This window comes from Microbacterium sp. M (assembly GCF_045181065.1).
Taxonomy (GTDB): domain Bacteria; phylum Actinomycetota; class Actinomycetes; order Actinomycetales; family Microbacteriaceae; genus Microbacterium.
Window position 1 is genome coordinate 3,932,765 of record NZ_CP173721.1, and the last position, 15,552, is coordinate 3,948,316.

17 protein-coding genes are annotated in these 15,552 nt (G+C 69.4%); 4 read left to right on the forward strand and 13 right to left on the reverse strand.

Annotation, left to right across the window (positions count from 1 at the left end):
- The 5 genes from ACI7YT_RS19180 to ACI7YT_RS19200 all read right to left on the reverse strand — a co-directional run bounded on the left by ACI7YT_RS19180 (position 1) and on the right by ACI7YT_RS19200 (position 4,532).
- Complete coding sequence (locus ACI7YT_RS19180; RefSeq protein ID WP_406247917.1) at positions 1 to 432, reverse strand: cupin domain-containing protein; 432 nt, start codon at positions 430 to 432, stop codon at positions 1 to 3.
- Positions 429 to 1,739 (reverse strand): amidohydrolase family protein, encoded by a 1,311-nt coding sequence (locus ACI7YT_RS19185; protein WP_406247918.1) that lies wholly within the window; start codon positions 1,737 to 1,739, stop codon positions 429 to 431. The genes ACI7YT_RS19180 and ACI7YT_RS19185 overlap by 4 nt, the downstream gene beginning before the upstream one ends.
- Positions 1,736 to 3,160: an adenosylhomocysteinase gene (locus tag ACI7YT_RS19190; RefSeq protein ID WP_406247920.1), complete on the reverse strand. Its 1,425-nt coding sequence runs from the start codon at positions 3,158 to 3,160 to the stop codon at positions 1,736 to 1,738. Before ACI7YT_RS19190 ends, ACI7YT_RS19185 begins: the two co-directional genes overlap by 4 nt.
- Positions 3,161 to 3,195: 35 nt before the next feature.
- A complete protein-coding gene (locus ACI7YT_RS19195) occupies positions 3,196 to 4,143 on the reverse strand; it encodes an NADP-dependent oxidoreductase (RefSeq protein WP_406247922.1) in 948 nt (315 codons plus the stop codon).
- Between the two features lie 92 nt (positions 4,144 to 4,235).
- Positions 4,236 to 4,532: a SelT/SelW/SelH family protein gene (locus ACI7YT_RS19200; RefSeq protein ID WP_406247923.1), complete on the reverse strand. Its 297-nt coding sequence runs from the start codon at positions 4,530 to 4,532 to the stop codon at positions 4,236 to 4,238.
- Between the two features lie 248 nt (positions 4,533 to 4,780).
- Here ACI7YT_RS19200 and ACI7YT_RS19205 point away from each other — a divergent pair, with 248 nt between their 5' ends.
- Positions 4,781 to 5,218, forward strand: a complete 438-nt coding sequence (locus tag ACI7YT_RS19205) for a hypothetical protein (protein WP_406247925.1) — start codon at positions 4,781 to 4,783, stop codon at positions 5,216 to 5,218.
- Positions 5,219 to 5,316: 98 nt separating this feature from the next.
- Positions 5,317 to 5,616, forward strand: a complete 300-nt coding sequence (locus tag ACI7YT_RS19210) for a Dabb family protein (RefSeq protein WP_406247927.1) — start codon at positions 5,317 to 5,319, stop codon at positions 5,614 to 5,616.
- A gap of 36 nt (positions 5,617 to 5,652) precedes the next feature.
- On the opposite strand, the gene ACI7YT_RS19215 is transcribed toward ACI7YT_RS19210, so the two are convergent.
- Both ACI7YT_RS19215 and dnaB read right to left on the reverse strand, forming a co-directional pair.
- Positions 5,653 to 6,600: an alpha/beta hydrolase gene (locus tag ACI7YT_RS19215; protein WP_406247929.1), complete on the reverse strand. Its 948-nt coding sequence runs from the start codon at positions 6,598 to 6,600 to the stop codon at positions 5,653 to 5,655.
- Between the two features lie 35 nt (positions 6,601 to 6,635).
- Positions 6,636 to 8,036, reverse strand: a complete 1,401-nt coding sequence (dnaB, locus tag ACI7YT_RS19220) for a replicative DNA helicase (protein ID WP_406247931.1) — start codon at positions 8,034 to 8,036, stop codon at positions 6,636 to 6,638.
- Between the two features lie 493 nt (positions 8,037 to 8,529).
- Here dnaB and ACI7YT_RS19225 point away from each other — a divergent pair, with 493 nt between their 5' ends.
- Together ACI7YT_RS19225 and ACI7YT_RS19230 are read left to right on the forward strand one after the other, a co-directional pair.
- A complete protein-coding gene (locus tag ACI7YT_RS19225) occupies positions 8,530 to 9,783 on the forward strand; it encodes a hypothetical protein (protein ID WP_406247933.1) in 1,254 nt (417 codons plus the stop codon).
- 538 nt (positions 9,784 to 10,321) lie between these two features.
- On the forward strand, positions 10,322 to 11,272 hold the full coding sequence (locus ACI7YT_RS19230; protein ID WP_406247935.1) for a DNA topoisomerase IB: 951 nt from the start codon (positions 10,322 to 10,324) through the stop codon (positions 11,270 to 11,272).
- A gap of 69 nt (positions 11,273 to 11,341) precedes the next feature.
- Here the strand turns inward: ACI7YT_RS19230 and rplI are convergent, their stop codons facing one another.
- The 6 genes from rplI to ACI7YT_RS19260 all read right to left on the reverse strand — a co-directional run bounded on the left by rplI (position 11,342) and on the right by ACI7YT_RS19260 (position 15,512).
- Positions 11,342 to 11,794 (reverse strand): 50S ribosomal protein L9, encoded by a 453-nt coding sequence (rplI, locus tag ACI7YT_RS19235; protein ID WP_406247937.1) that lies wholly within the window; start codon positions 11,792 to 11,794, stop codon positions 11,342 to 11,344.
- 11 nt (positions 11,795 to 11,805) lie between these two features.
- Entirely contained in the window at positions 11,806 to 12,060 is a 255-nt protein-coding gene (gene rpsR, locus ACI7YT_RS19240) for a 30S ribosomal protein S18 (protein WP_071641238.1), read from the reverse strand.
- 26 nt (positions 12,061 to 12,086) lie between these two features.
- Positions 12,087 to 12,596, reverse strand: coding sequence for a single-stranded DNA-binding protein (locus tag ACI7YT_RS19245; RefSeq protein WP_406247939.1), 510 nt, complete (start codon positions 12,594 to 12,596; stop codon positions 12,087 to 12,089).
- 5 nt (positions 12,597 to 12,601) lie between these two features.
- The gene (gene rpsF / locus ACI7YT_RS19250) at positions 12,602 to 12,967 is read right to left on the reverse strand and encodes a 30S ribosomal protein S6 (RefSeq protein WP_406247941.1); all 366 of its coding nucleotides are present in this window, start codon (positions 12,965 to 12,967) and stop codon (positions 12,602 to 12,604) included.
- Positions 12,968 to 13,119: 152 nt separating this feature from the next.
- A complete protein-coding gene (locus tag ACI7YT_RS19255) occupies positions 13,120 to 14,643 on the reverse strand; it encodes a DUF6716 putative glycosyltransferase (protein ID WP_406247942.1) in 1,524 nt (507 codons plus the stop codon).
- Positions 14,640 to 15,512, reverse strand: coding sequence for an N-acetylneuraminate synthase family protein (locus ACI7YT_RS19260; protein ID WP_406247944.1), 873 nt, complete (start codon positions 15,510 to 15,512; stop codon positions 14,640 to 14,642). The genes ACI7YT_RS19255 and ACI7YT_RS19260 overlap by 4 nt, the downstream gene beginning before the upstream one ends.
- Positions 15,513 to 15,552: the final 40 nt, after the last annotated feature.

Below are 15,552 nucleotides of genomic sequence, written 5' to 3' on the forward strand. Positions count from 1 at the left end.
TTATAGCGTAGGCGACTCGGCGAGTCGCCAATCCGCGAAGTCGAAACCCGGCGACACGAAGCACGACACCAGCACCTCGAGATCGTCGAGCGGACGGGCCGCCTGCCACACGCCGGCCGGCACCAGCTGCTGCTTCGCGTCGTCGGGGCCGAGCACGACGGTGGTCGCCCTGCCGGGGGATGCCGCGTCACCGCCGAGACTCAACTCGAGCCGCCCCGGTCCGTGCCAGAGCCACAGCTCGTCGCTGGTCACCACGTGCCAGGCGCTCGCCTCGTCCGGCTGGAGGAGGTAGTGGATGCAGGTGCCTGCCGGTCGTGGACCGTTCGGCGTCTCGACGGCGAGCGGGCTGGTCCACGTGCGGCGGAACCAGCCGCCCTCGGGGTGCGGGGCGAGGTCGAGCCTCTCCGCCGTGGCGGGGCGCAGTCCGGTCATCGGGTTCCTTCCTGTGCGACGACCGGCGAGCGGTCGAACGCGTCGGTGGCGTAGCGCACCTCACCGGCGACGACGGTGGCGCAGGCGCGTCCGGCGCCCGACTCGACGAGTTCTGCCACGGCATCCTCTCCGGCCGGGATGTCGAAGAAGGTGAGGTCGGCGAGCGCGCCGACCGCGAGGTAGCCGGTCCGCGCAGGTCCGACGTCGATGCCCATGGCGTGCGCGCCCCCGAGGGTGGCGGCGCCGAGCAGGCGGGCGTGCAGATCGCGGTCGGTGTATCCCTGCGAGCGGGCGATCCGGGCGAGTTCGGCGACGTCGGCGAGCACGTCGAGGGACGGACTCGACGACAGCGAGTCCGTTCCGACGGCGATCGGGCTGCCCTCGCGGAGGTAGGCGGCGATCGGCGGCTCCTCGAGTCCGATCACGGCGTTCGAACGCGGGCAGAGGGCGACGGTCGTCCGGCGTTCGCGCAGGATGGCCCGGTCGCGCGCGCTCATGTAGACGCCGTGCGCGATGTGGCAGTCGGGGCCGAGCACGCCGAGCTGGTCGACGAACTCCGTCGCGCTGGTCCCGAAGCCGGCATCGCGCAGCTCCTGGAAGCTGGCGAGACCGGCGGTGTGCCAGGCCTGCGGGTGCTCGTGGGCGAACTCGCTCTCGAAGGCGGCCTCGCCGAGGTGGATGTGGATGCGGCCGCCGCGCTCCCGGACGATGTCCGGGATCTCCAGGAGGGGCTCGATGTCGAGGGAATACGGCGCATGCGGGGACAGTCCGCTTCCGGGCGGCATGGGCAGGGCATCCAGCGCGTGCTCGACCTGGGTGCGGCCGGTGCGCGCCCAGTCGGCGTTGGTCCAGCTCATCACCTCCCAGTAGGTGATGCCGTGCAGTCGCGCATCGTGCAGGGCCGAGGCGGCCGTGCTGTCCGTGACGACGTCGGCCACGGCCGTGGTGCCGAAGCGCAGCGCCTGCTCGGCGCCGGCTGCGGCATCCGCCGCCCAGTCCCGACCGCGTTCGTAGACCGAATCGAAGGCGCGGACCCAGTCCTCGAAACCGTCGTAGCGCCCCTGACCGACCTCGGCCATGCCGGTGTACTGCAGGTGCGTGTGCGCGTTGACGAGGCCGGGTGTGAGGATGCCGGCCCAGTGGATCTCGGAGGCCGTCATGCCGCGATCGGCGAGCGAGCGCAGCACCCAGGAGCGCTCACCGACATGCACGATGCGGCCGTCGCGCACCGCCACGGCACCGTCGGTGATCGCCGGCGCCGTGATCGGCACGACGAGATCGGCGGAGTAGACGGTGACGTCGGTCATGCGGATGCTCCGAGGTAGCGCGGCGATCGCCACTGAGCGAGTGCTGCGACCTGTGCAGGACTGCGCTCGTCGATGGCGGTTCCCCGGACGGCGAGCGCAGCGCGCGCGATCCGCTGGTCGGCCTCGACCGGGAACACATGCACGCCCGGTGCGAGCGTCGCACCGAGCAGCTGTTCGACGGCGGCGAGCTGCACGGCGAAGGAGAGGTCCATGATCTCGATCGGGTTCCCCTCGGCTGCGGCGAGGTTGACGCATCCTCCGCGTGCGATCAGGAGGGTGCCGCCGTCGACGCGGTCCAGGTGCGTCGCACGGTGCGGTCGCAGAGAAGCGGGGTCGACGTCGACCTCGTCCGGGACTCCGCCGGCCACGGCGACGATCGCGGCGGTGCGGACGATGTCGGCGTCGATCGTGTGCGGGGCGCCGGTCGCCGAGATCACCAGGGATTCCGGTGCGAGCTGCGCCAGGGTTCCGATCCCGAAGCCGTCGTGCGCGGCACGCAGCGCCCGCACGGGGTCGGTCTCGGCGACGGCGACCTGCACACCGAGCGCCCGCAGGTGGGCCGCGACGCCTTCACCGACGGGGCCGTAGCCCACGACGACGGCCGGCTGGTCGCGGATGCCGATGCCCGCGGCATCCAGCACGTCGGCGATGGCGAAGACGCACGACTGCCCGGTTCCGTACCGGTTGTCGAAGGACGTCTTCATCGGGGCGTCGTTGACGGCGATGACGGGGATGCCGAGGATGCCGTCCCGTTGCATCAGACGCAGCGGGGTGAGTCCGCTCGTGGTTTCCTCGGCGGCGCCGCGCAGGGTGGTCGCGAGGCCCTCTTCGTGGGCGAGGCGGATGAGGTGCGAGCCGTCATCGAGCAGCAGGTCGAACCCGCGTCGCAGGAAGTCGACGGCGGCGGCGCGTTCCGCGGCACCGCCCAGTGCCGGGTCCCCATCGACCGGGATGCCGCGCTCGCGCAGCACCTGCGCGACGGTCACGTCGATCTCGTCCGGGTGCGCGTAGACGGCGACGTCGGCCCCGGCATCCCGCAGCAGGAGCGCGAGCTGCGCGGTCTTGGGTTCGAGCACCATCGCGATGCCGATCCGGATGCCGCTGACGGTGCCGTTCCGCTGCAGATCCCGCGCGAGTTCTGCCGCCACGGGCATGTGCCGACCCGCGAAGTCGACGCGGTCGGCGGCGGAGACGCGGGCAGGGAGCGGCTCGCCGTCGAGAAGGATCTCGGGTGCCTGTTCGGGCGCGAAGGTCACGCCCCCGTCGCCGAGGTGCGCACCGAGCGCAGCGAGCAGCCGACGAAGCTCGTGCGACACGGCATCCGCACCGGGGACCGAGAAGGTGCGTCCGGCGATGAGCAGGTTGGTGTCACGGGCGAAACGACGCACGAGTCGCTGGGCGGTCGTGGAGGCGTCGGTCACGTATCAAGCGTACGCGGCGCGGGGTCGCGCGGCCGTCAGGGGATCAGCGCGAGCGCCCCGCCGGGGTGCCCCTGGCTGAGGAAGGCGTGGGCCGCCGGAGCGTCGTTCAGCGGGTACGTCCGCGCCATGGGCACGACGAGGTCACCTCGGCCGGCGCGCTCGATGAGCCGTGCACGCGCGTCGTCGCGGAAGACGGCGCTGGCGGGCATCGAGCCGGCGATCGCGGCGAAGCCCTCAGCTTTCGCCGCTGCCGACGCGACGACCGTCACGATGCGGGAGCGATCCGGCACGAACTCGAGCGACGTCGTGACGGCCTCGTCGGTGCCCACGGCATCCAGTGCCGCGTCGATCCGGTCGATTCCGGCATCCGCCTTGGCCGCGCGGATGCGGTCGGCCAGCCCGTCGCCGTAGGCGACCGGGATGCCGCCGAAGCGCCGCACGTCGTCGGCTCGGGCCGGGCTCGCGGTGCCGATCACTCGGGCGCCCATGAGCGCGGCCTGCTGGAGGACGCTGACGCCGACGGCTCCGGATGCCGCGTGCAGCAGCACCGTCTCGCCCGCTGCCACCCGTGTGACCGCGAGCATCTCGGCGGCGGTCGTCCCGGTCAGCAGCAGATTCGCGGCTTCGGGATGGCTCAGGGTCGACGGCTTGTGGAAGGCCTTCTCGGCGGGGATCGTCAACTCTGTCGCGTAGCCGCCGCTGACGCGGAAGGCCAGCACGTCATCGCCGACGGATGCCGGGCCGGACCCGATCTCGGTGTGCGGTCCGATCGCCGCGATCTCGCCGGAAACCTCGTACCCGATCGCCACGGGGAGGCGGACGCCAAGGCGCTCGGCGGCGACGTGCTTGGCATCGGCGGGGTTCACTCCGGCGGCGTGCACTCGGATCGTGACCTCGCCGGGGCCTGGCGCGGGAGGCGTGTACTCCTCGAATCGCCAGACGTCAGGGTTTCCCCACTCCGGCGCGATCCAGTGCCATGCCATCGCCGTCTCCTCTCGGGCCTGTTCCATCCTGCCGGGTGTCAGATCAGGCGGGGTCGGATCGAGAGATCCTGACCATCCTCGTCGGGGTGCACTCAGCTCTCGCGCTCCTTGGCCCGGTCGGCGTGCCCGAGCATCCGCTCCGGGTTGATCCGGTCGCGCACGCGGCGCTTGAGCTCGACGATGTCGGGGAAGCCGTCATCATCGGCTCGGGACCAGATCCGTTCGCCGTCCGCGTGGATCTCGAAGATGCCGCCGGTTCCGGGGACCAGGGTCACGCCTCCGCCGCGCAGTTCATCGACGAAAGTGGTCAGCAGCTCCTGCGCGACCCAGGTGGCCCGCGGCATCCAGGAGCACTGGGTGCAGTATTCGATGCGGATGCTGTGGCTCATGCCGCCACGGTACTCGGCGTTTGTTACGGGCGTTCTCCTTTCTTTTCGGGCGTCAGTACGGAGCCCTGCGCGAGCGGCCCTCCGGTTCGGCGGCCGACACAGCGCGATCCTGCGTCCGACCCAGCCGTCGCCCCAGTCGAACCGTGCGCCGCCGACATGATCAGGAATCGAGAAGTGCCGACGCTCGTGCGTCCCTAGATTGGAACCAGATCCACACATCCCCGAGCATCACGAACAAGGAGCATCCCATGGTGACGAAGACGGACGGACTCTCCGCAGACGAGCGCGCAGCGGTCAAGCAGCGCGCTGCGGAACTGCGCGCCGAGGCCAAGGCCGGCAAGACGCGCGAGGTCGGAGAGAAGGCCCTCCGCGAAGCGATCGCAGCGCTGCCGGATGACGACCGCGCGATCGCCGAGGGCATCGACCGCATCGTCAAGGACGTCGCACCGCACCTGTTCCCGAAGACCTGGTACGGATTCCCGTCGTACGCCGACGCGAACGGCAAGATCGTGGTCTTCTTCAAGCCCGCCTCGAAGTTCGAGACGCGCTATCCGACGCTCGGCTTCGAAGAGGCCGCCCAGCTCGATGACGGCGACATGTGGGTGACGTCCTTCGCGCTGACGGCGCTCACGCCCGAGACCGAACCGCGCGTCGCCGAGCACATCCGCAAGGCTGCGGGTTCCTGACCCGCGTCATCCGCGCCGAGGGCCTCCCAGAGATATCCGGCCCGCACCAGCAGCCCGGCGTCGGTTCGCCCTTTCGCGGGTGATGCCAGGATGAATCCATGCCGCGCATTCAGCACACCGTGACTTTTCGCCTCGTCCACCCGGCAGGGTCTCCGGCCGAAGCGGGTTTCCTCAGCGATGGACGCACCACGCTGACCTCCATCCCGGGCGTGGAGGACTTCCGCATCCATTCGCAGGTCAGCCCGAAGAGCGACCTCACGTTCCAGTTCTCGATGGTCTTCGCCGACGAAAACACGTATGCGGCGTACGACCGGCATCCGGCGCACGTCGCATTCGTGGCGGAGCGGTGGGTGCCGGAGGTCGCGGCGTTCCAGGAGTTCGACTACGTCGCCGTGTGACGTAGCGCCGTAGGGGTCGTCGCCTCGGACCCGCGCTCAGCGCCGCTTGTTGTCAACCGCCTGAACTGGACTCAGAGCCCGCTCCAGCCACGCGCGCGCCCTGCCCATGAGCGCGTTCGCAGGCTGGGTGTCCCGCGCCCAGTTCTCGAAGCCGTGCGGCGCCCCGGGCACGATGTCGAACTCGACATCGACGCCGGCTTTCTGCAAGCGACGGGCGTAGTCCTCGCCCTCAGCGAAGAAGAGCTCGATATCGCCTACGGCGATGTAGGCCGTCGGGAGTCCGGTCAGATCGGTTCGCCGGGCGGCAACCGCGTACGGCGGAAGATCCGGCGCGCCGATGGCTTCGCCGACGTATCCGCTCCAGCCGACCCTGTTCGCACGGTTGTTCCAGATCCAATGATCGATCTCATCGAGCGACCGATCGGCGGCCGTGCGATCGTCCAGCATCGGCGCGAACAGCCACTGCGCCACCGGCTGCACTCCATCTTCGTCGTGCAACCGCTGCACCAGCGCCGCCGCCAGTCCGCCGCCGGCGCTCTCGCCGCCGATGGCGAGTCGCGAGGGATCGGCGCCGAGACTCCGAGCGTGTTCGCAGAGCCACACCCACGCCGCGTGGACATCGTCGATCGCAGCGGGGAACGGATGGTCAGGTGCGAAGCGGTAGTTCGCGGAGACGATCGGGATGCCGAGTTCGCGGGCCGTCTCGCCGCAGAGCACTTCGTCCTGACGCGCGTCGCCGAACAGCAGCCCTCCGCCGTGAATCCACAACAGAGCGCCGCCGCCACCGCTGGTCTCCGGCCGATAGACGCGGAGTCGGACGCTTCCGATCGTGACGTTCGATACCGTGACGCCATCGATCCGAGACACCGGCATGATGCGCGTGGCCAGCCGCATGGCCGTGCGCATCCACGCTTTCGAGGGGTCTGTCGACGGCAGCTTCAGCGTCGCCTTCCGCAGTGCGGGATCGACTCTTTCGATATCCATGACCGGCCCTTCGTTCTGCGACCAGCCGTCGACGACTAGTGGAAGTCCCCACCGGGGCCGCCGCCACCACCGAAGTCGCCCGGGGCCATATCCGCGAAGCGCGAGTAGTGCCCCTGGAAGGCGACCTGGATCGTCGCCGTCGGGCCGTTACGGTGCTTGGCCACGATCAGATCGGCCTCGCCGGGGCGGACGTCCTTGTCGTAGACGGAGTCGCGGTGCAGCAGGATCACCATGTCGGCATCCTGCTCGATCGAGCCGGACTCTCGGAGGTCGCTGATCGCCGGCTTCTTGTCCTGGCGCTGCTCGGGTCCGCGGTTCAGCTGCGACAGCGCGATCACCGGCACCTGGAGCTCCTTGGCGATGAGCTTGAGGCTTCGCGAGAACTCCGAGACCTCCTGCTGACGCGACTCGACGCGCTTGCCGCTCGTCATCAGCTGCAGATAGTCGATGATGACCATCCGCAGCCCTTCGCGCTGCTTGAGACGACGGCACTTCGCACGGATCTCGACCAGCGTCATGTTCGGGCTGTCGTCGATGTACAGCGGCGCATCGTTGATGCGGCCGCGCGTGGCGGCGACAGTCGTCCAGTCGCGCGGGTCGAGCGTTCCCTTGCGCATGCTCTGCAGGGGGATCTGCCCTTCGGCGCTGAGCAGACGCATCGCGATCTCGCTCTTGCCCATCTCGAGGGAGAAGAAGATCGACGGGATGTTGTGACCGATCGACGCGGAGCGTGCGAAGTCCAGAGCCAGCGTCGACTTGCCCATGGCAGGTCGCGCGGCGACGACGATCATCTGTCCGCCGTGCAGGCCGTTGGTGAGCTCGTCCAGCTCTTTGAAGCCGGTCGGGATGCCGGTCATCGATCCGTCGCGGCCGCTCGCGGCCTCGATCTCTTCGAGCGCGGCATCCACGGCGACGGTCAGCGGGACGTAGTCCTCCGCCGTCTCGGTGCCGGTGACCGAGTAGATCTCGGCCTGCGCGTTGTTGACCAGATCGGTCGCATCGCCCTGTCCGTCGTACCCGAGCTGGACGATCCGGGTGCCGGCGTCGACGAGCCGACGCAGGATCGCGCGCTCCGAGACGATGCCCGCGTAGTAACCGGCGTTCGCCGCGGTCGGCACGATCGAGGTCAGGGTGTGCAGATAGTCGGCACCACCGGCGCGCCCGAGTTCGCCGGTCTTGATCAGTTCGTCGGTGACGGCGACGACGTCCGTCGGCTCCCCGTGCGAGTACAGCGAGAGGATCGCTTCGAAGATGAGCTCGTGCTTGGGGATGTAGAAATCGGCGCCCCTGAGCGTCTCGATGACGTCGGCCACGGCATCCTTCGACAGCAGCATGCCGCCGAGCGCGCTCTGCTCCGCGAGCAGGTCGTGAGGCGGGGTGCGCTCCGGGGTGCGCCGCCCACCGAGTCGCTCCTCCGAGATGTCAGCGATCGACACAGGGCTCCTTTCGGTGCGGGCCGGAAAGCCGGCTGCTGCGACGACGTCCGCAGCCGAACACAGCGAACCACGGACCTCAGACATCTCGTCGCTCGATAACGCTAGGAGCGACGTTCTCCACATGCAACACGGCCTGTGGATAACTCTGTGGAGAGGTTGCGGACAACGCCGGAGTGTCTGTGTACAACGGTTGTGGATAAGCCTGTGAAACACAGTTTCATGCGACGATTTAATGGCTTCTGACCAGGGATTACCTGATTCCCCAGGCTGTGGATGGAATTCAGTTTCAACGACGGCTTTAAGGTTGCCTCCGACAAACCCACATGTGCACAACTTGGGGAAAGTCAAGTCCAGGTCCGGTCGGGCGCGTCACCCGGCGACACGCCGCGAAACTCGCCGCCGCACCCTCTGGACACGTATCCGTCGCCGGGAGTAACCTCAGCGGATCGGTGCAGCGCGCGTCGACAGCGTTTCCTTCGGAGGGGGAGTGAACGTGACCCCCACAGCAGTTCGGCACCGCGTCTCGCACGGTGTCCTCTGGGGTGCGTTCGGCGTCCTCGCCTGGGCCGGCATCACCCTGTTGGCGGGTCCCTGCACAGCGCACGCTGCCGATGACGGTACGGAATTCGCCGGCCCGACGTCGGTGGTCAGCGGAGTGACGGACACCGTGGGCGACGTGGTGGCGCCCGTGACGGATGCCGTCGAGGAGGTCGTTCAGCCGGTCGTGACGGAGGTCGTTCAGCCGGTCGTGACGGAGGTCGTTCAGCCCGTCGTCGAAGACGTGGTCGAACCGGTCGTTACGCCGGTCGTCGGTGACGTCGTTCAACCCGTCGTCGAGGACGTCGTTCAGCCGATCGTCGCACCGGTCGTGACGGAGGTCGTTCAGCCCGTCGTCGACGATGTCGTCGCGCCGGTGGTGACCCCGATCGTCGAGGATGTCGTGGCCCCGATCGTGGACGACATCGTCGAACCCGTCGTGACGCCGATCGTCGAAGACATCGTTCAGCCGATCGTCACGCCCATCGTGGACGACGTGGTCCAGCCCATCGTCGACCCGATCGTCACGCCGATCGTGGATGACATCGTCGATCCGATCGTTCGTCCGATCGTCGACGACGTGGTCCGGCCCATCGTTGACGAGGTCGTCGACCCGATCGTGACGCCGATCGTCACACCCATCGTCCGTCCGATCGTGGACGACGTGGTCCGGCCCATCATCGACCCGATCGTCGCACCCGTCGTCGTCGGCAACCCGACGGCACCGACCGTCCCGGTCATCACGCCCACGACACCCGACGTCTCGCCTACGGCTCCCGCCGTCCGCGTGACGCCTCCCGTCGTCCGCGTGACGCCGCCCGTCGACGGTGCTCCCGCACCCATCGCCTCGGCACCCGCGGCCGCACCGGCCGCGCAGGCGGCGCTCATCGCGGCATCCGAACCCGACTCCGCCCGATCCGGGGCAGACGCGTGGTCCGCGCCGGCCGCGGGCTCCTCGGCGGCCTCACCGTCGCCGCTCGGCCCGATCGGTGATGCGGGCGCACCGGCATCCGACGATCCGGCAGCTCCGCTGGGTTCGTCGACGTCTCCGACCTCCTCCGCCGGTCACGGTGGAGGCTCCTCCAGCGACAGTGCTCGCCTCGGCGACGCCTCCGACCGCCCGCTCCACGGCTGGATGCGGGCCTACAGCGATCCGGACGACGATCTGCCGTCGTCAGCGGTCGCTGGCACCGACGTCTCTCCTGACTGATCGGTGATCGCGCCGTCCCTCGCGGACGGTCATGCGGTGCTGCGCGCACACCCCCGATTGCGCGCGCCATCCAGATCACTCATTCCGTCAGGAGCTGAATCATGCGCCGTCACACCCCGCTCGCTCTGAGCGCCCCCGAATCCTCCCAGGCCGGGGCCTCCGCCGTCGTACCCCAACAGGAGGCTCCCCAGGTCTCCCCTCCGAGCCCGGCTCCCCAGGCCGACACGGCTCCGACGGCGGAGGATCCCCTCACCCACGCGCGCCGAACGGCGTAGCGCACAGCCCCGGACCGGGATCGACGCCCTCGGGGGAGGAGTCGTTCGGTCCCCGTCCGGTCCGTGCGCACAGCGCGGAGCCGGGAACCCTCCCGCGCTCTTTCACGCTGCCGGTTCTCGGCACCGTCGCGCCAGCGCACGTGAGAAGGCGGATGCCCCGAGTTCGTCCCTCGGGGCATCCGTCGCGCCCACCGCACGCCGCGCCCGCAACCCCCTTGACGCTCGACCGAGGCATCCTGTCTGCTGTCACGGAGGAGGTGGTCATGCCGCGCATCCGTCGCGTCGATCCGGCATCCGTGCCCGGCATCCGCAGGGTCCGCTCGCGCGGACGCTTCCGGTATCGCAACCCGGACGGCACCGCCGCGGGCAGCGCCGATCGGGAGCGCATCTCCGCCCTGGTCATCCCCCCGGCGTGGACCGGAGTCTGGATCAGTCCGGACCCGGACGGGCACGTGCAGGCGGTCGGAACGGATGCCGCAGGCCGACGTCAGTACATCTATCACCCGCACTGGCGGACCCGCCGCGACGGCGAGAAGTTCGAGCGGGCGCTGCGGCTCGCAGGCGCGTTGCCCTCGCTGCGGGCCCAGGCCACGCGCGCCCTGCGCGGCGCCGACGAACGCGCACGTGTGCTCGCGGTGGCCTTCCGCCTGCTCGATCGCACCGCGATCCGGATCGGATCTCCCGGCTACCTGCGCCGATACGGCAGCCGAGGACTGACCACGCTGCGGTGGGCGGATATCGCCTGGAGCGAAGCGAGCATCACGCTGTCCTTCCGCGGCAAGATGAACCTCGTCCACACGATCGAGTTCGAGGACGAGGACGTCATCGCCTGGATCACCTCCCATCCGGCGCACCCGCCGCGGGCGTTCCTGCTGCGCTACGGCGACGGGCGCCGCCGACGTGCGATCGGCCCCGGCGACGTGAACGCCTTTCTGGCCGAGTGCGCCGGCGAGCCGTTCACGGCGAAGGACTTCCGCACACTCCGCGGCACGACGACGGCCGCGCTGATCCTCGCCGAGCACGCCGAAGAGGATGCCGAGGCCCGCGAACGCGCCGCCATCGACGCCGTCGCGGCGGCGCTGGGCAATACGCGAGCGGTCGCCAGGGCGAGCTACATCGATCCGCGCGTGCTCGCCGCAGCACGGAAGGGACGCTTCGTCGACCGGACGGCGTCTCCCGAGAACGCCCTGCTGCGGCTGCTCGGCCGTGAGTGAACCCGCCGCGGAACGACGGATGCCGCCCTCCCGAAGGAGGACGGCATCCGATCGTTGCGGTGTCGTGCCTTACTTGGCGGCGACGACCTGCAGCGTGATGACAGCGGTCACGTCGTCGTGCAGACGAACCGTGGCCTCGTGCTCACCGGTCGCCTTGATGGCGTTGGTGATGTGCACCTTGCGCTTGTCGATGCTGCCGAGACCCGCGGCCTCGACGGCATCCGCGATGTCGGCGGTCTTGACCGAGCCGAACAGGCGACCGGTCGCGCCGGCCTTGACGGCCAGACGGACCTTGGTGCCCTCGAGCTTGTCCTTGAGCGCCACGGCCTCGTCGCGGTCGTGGATCGCACGCGCCTTGCGGGCAGCCTGGATCTGGTCGACCTGCTTTTCGCCACCACGGGTCCACGCCGTGGCGTAGCCCTGGGGGATGAGGTAGTTACGGGCGTACCCGTTCTTGACCTCGACCACGTCGCCGGCGCTTCCGAGCCCGGCGACCTCATTCGTGAGAATCAGCTTTGCCATGTCCGTACCCCTCAGCGGCCAGCGCCGGCGTAGGGCAGGAGAGCCATCTCGCGTGCGTTCTTGATCGCCTTGGCGATCAGACGCTGCTCCTGAACCGAGACACCGGTGATACGACGGGCGCGGATCTTGCCACGCTCCGAGATGAACTTGCGAAGGGTCGCGACGTCCTTGTAGTCAATGACGCCGACCCGGATCGACTTCGCGGGAGCGGTGGGCTTGCCACCCTTCCGCGGCTTGCGGCGGTCGCCGCTCGACTTTCCAGCCATGGTTTTTCCTTAAATGAAGAGTTTGTTCAGAACGGGGTGTCGTCGCCGAAGCTGCCCGGAGTGCTCCAGGCGTCAGCGCTGGTCGACGAACCGGGTGTGGACCACGGCTCCTCCGACACCTGCTGCTGCTGCGGACGCGACTGCCCGCCACCGGCACCGGCGCCACCGCCGGAAGCCGCACGCGTGACCTGAGCCGTCGCGTAACGCAGCGACGGGCCGATCTCATCGACCTCGAGCTCGATCGCCGTGCGGTTGTTGCCCTCACGGTCCTGGTAGGAACGCTGACGCAGGCGGCCCTGCGCGATGACGCGCATGCCCTTGGTCAGCGAACCGGCCACGTGCTCGGCGAACTCGCGCCAGACGGACGCACGGAGGAACAGCGCTTCGCCGTCCTTCCACTCGTTCGCGGCACGGTCGAAGTTGCGCGGCGTCGATGCGATGGTGAAGTTCGCCACCGGCAGCCCGTTCTGCGTGTAACGCAGTTCGGGGTCGGCCGTGAGGTTTCCCACCACGGTGATGACGGTTTCGCCGGCCATGGGACTTAGGCCTTCGCAGCCTTGGACTTGCGAGCGGCCTTCTCCTCGGAGCGCTTCGCCTCCGCGGCGACCATCGCCTGAGCCTCTTCAGCACGCAGCACCTTGGTGCGCATGATCTGCTCGTTGAGGCCGAGCTGACGGTCCAGCTCCTGAGTGGTCTCGCTGGTCGCGGTGAAGTTCACGACGGCGTAGATGCCTTCGGTCTTCTTCTGGATTTCGTAGGCCAGACGGCGCTTACCCCAGATGTCGACCTTGTCCACAGTGCCACCATCGTTGGTGATGACCTTGAGGAACTTGTCCAGTGTCGGGGCGACCTGGCGCTCGTCGATCTCGGGGGTCAGAATGACCATGAGTTCGTACTGGTGCGTCACTTACCCACCTCCTTCGGACTAGAACGGCTTCCAGGGATTTCCTGGAAGCAGGAGGGTGTGTGCACGTGTCCGCCCTGGCATCCCGAATGGATGCCGGCAGGCAGACAACCGTGACAGTCTAGCGGAGTTCCGGGCGTGTCGCGAACGCGGGGTCAGCGGCGCAGCGAGTCCACGTGCGGGGCCGGCTCGAGCGTGAAGTCGGTTCCGGTCTCGGACCACGTGTCGGCCGACGCGCGACGACGCGACAGGATGCTGCGCACGAGCGGCGCCCCGACGGCCAGCGCGACGGCGCCGGTGAGACTGCGATCGGTCGATCCGAGCACGCTCTTGCGGTGCCAGGCCGCGTGCAGCGCCCCGCCGCGCGGCGGCGGAACCGGCCGCGGAGCGAGCGCTCCGGCTCTGCGCTGCGCGATCAGCTTCTCGACGTCCGCCCACCATCCCGAGTCGGGTGTCGGGTGGAAGTAGTTGTCCCACATCCAGCCGGGGTGCGGATGCCGGAACTGCCGACGCACCACTTCTTCACCGCCGCCGAGCAGTCCGCTGCCGATGAACACGGTGTTCAGCAGCGACTTGCGCACCCCGAAGGTGTCGAGGGCGATGACCGGGACACCAGCGGCGAGCGCCTCGATCGCCGCGGTCGAACTCACCGTCACCAGGCCCTCGGCCCGCTCGAGCGCCCTCGCCATGGGCTCGTACGAGAAGACGAGATTGCTCGGGCGCGAGCGGAACAGGTCGGCGTAGGCGTCCCGCTCGAGATGCGTCTCCGCCTCGCCGTCGCGCGAACGCAGCTTCACGACGACGCGACGACGGGGGTCGGCCTCGGCCGCGCGGACGAGGATCTCCGCGATCACCGAGCGTTCGTGACGCTCGACCGGGACCATGGCCTGCGCCGCGAAGACGAGGTCCGTGGCCGGCGGCCGCAGGGTCGCCTGCGTTTCGCCGCGCTCCTTCGTATGCACGGTCGAGGCGGACGCTCCCCCCGCCCCTCCCGCGAGGACGGCGGAGCCCGACATTCCCCCCGCTCGTTGAGCGAGGACGGCGGAGCCGACCGAGCCGAAACGCGTGCGCGACTGAGAACCCGTTTCGGCTCGCTCCGCTCGCTCAACGAACGAGGAAGGGGCGCCTCGCTCAGCGAACGAGGTGGGGGCCGCTCGCTCAACGGATGAGGGCCGCTCCGACCGCGCGGCATACGGCAGCGTCGCGAGCCCCAGCGGCACGTCGACCCCGATCCGCCGGCCCAGCTCGGCGAACGCGCGCCGCTCCCGGTGCGAGTGCAGCACGACGAGGTCGCAGTGCTTCCGGTACTCCAGCGCACCGCGCTGCGCAGGGATCGACATCCCCGGCAGCCCGCCGACGACCACCGGCCGCTTGTCGAGCCGATCGATCTGTCCGCCGATCAGTCGCACGAACGCGCCGCGCCCCGCCAGGACCACGGCATCCGGCTGGTGGCCGGCGAGCCACCCCCGGACCTCGTCGAACGAGAGGCGGGTGACCTCGGCATCCGTGAAGCCGGTGCCGGCCAGTGCCGTGCGCTCCTGCTCCCGGCTCACGGTCAGGGGCGTGCTCACGATCAGCAGGTGGCGACGGATGCCGTCGACACCTGCCAGCAGCGACGCCGACCACTTGACGAACGAGTCGGCATCGGCGATCGCGACGACGCGCAGGCGGGCGCTCATGCCGGTACGCGACGCAGCTTCGCCATCGGAGCGAGTTCGCCGGGGAACACGCGCTTGATGCCGTCGCCGAGCGCCGTTTCGATCACGCGGATGTCGCGGACGAGGTGGTCCAGGCCCGTGGGCTCGAGCGACGCGGCGTGGTCCGAGCCCCACATGGTGCGGTCGAGCGTGATGTGTCGCTCCACCGCGACGGCGCCGATCGCGACGGCCGCCAGAGAGATCTGCAGGCCGCGCTCGTGGCCGGAGTATCCGACGGGGATGCCGGGGTACCGGTCGCGCAGCGACGCGATGACCCGGAGGTTGGCCTCTTCGGGCTCCATCGGGTAGGTCGACGTGGCGTGCATGAGCACCACCCGGTCGGTGCCGAGCGCCTCGAGCGCCCGGTCGATCTGGTCGAGCGTCGACATCCCGGTGGAGAGGATGACCGGCTTGCCCGTCGCGCGCAGCGCCTCGAGCAGCTCGGTGTCCGTCAGGCTCGCCGATGCCACCTTGTGGGCGACGACGTTGAGGTCCTCGAGGAAGTGCACGCTGGGCACGTCCCACGGGGAGGCGAACCAGTCGAGGCCGAGCATGGTCGCGTGGTCGCCGATCGCGATGTACTCGTCGCGGCCGAACTCGATGCGGCGGCGGTAGTCGAGGTAGGTCATGGTGCCCCAGGGCGTCTCGCGCGGCACATCGCGCATGTGCTCTGGGGTCGAGATCTCCGGTGTGCGCTTCTGGAACTTCACCGCGTTCGCGCCGCTGCGGGCTGCGACGTCGATCAGCTGCTTGGCGAGTTCGACGTCGCCGTTGTGGTTCAAGCCGATCTCGGCGATCACGTAGACGGGCCTGCCGCCGCCGATCACGTGCGATCCGATGCTTACGGTCATGTCGTCCTCCAGTCGTGGAACCCCGTCTCTCCTGGGTACG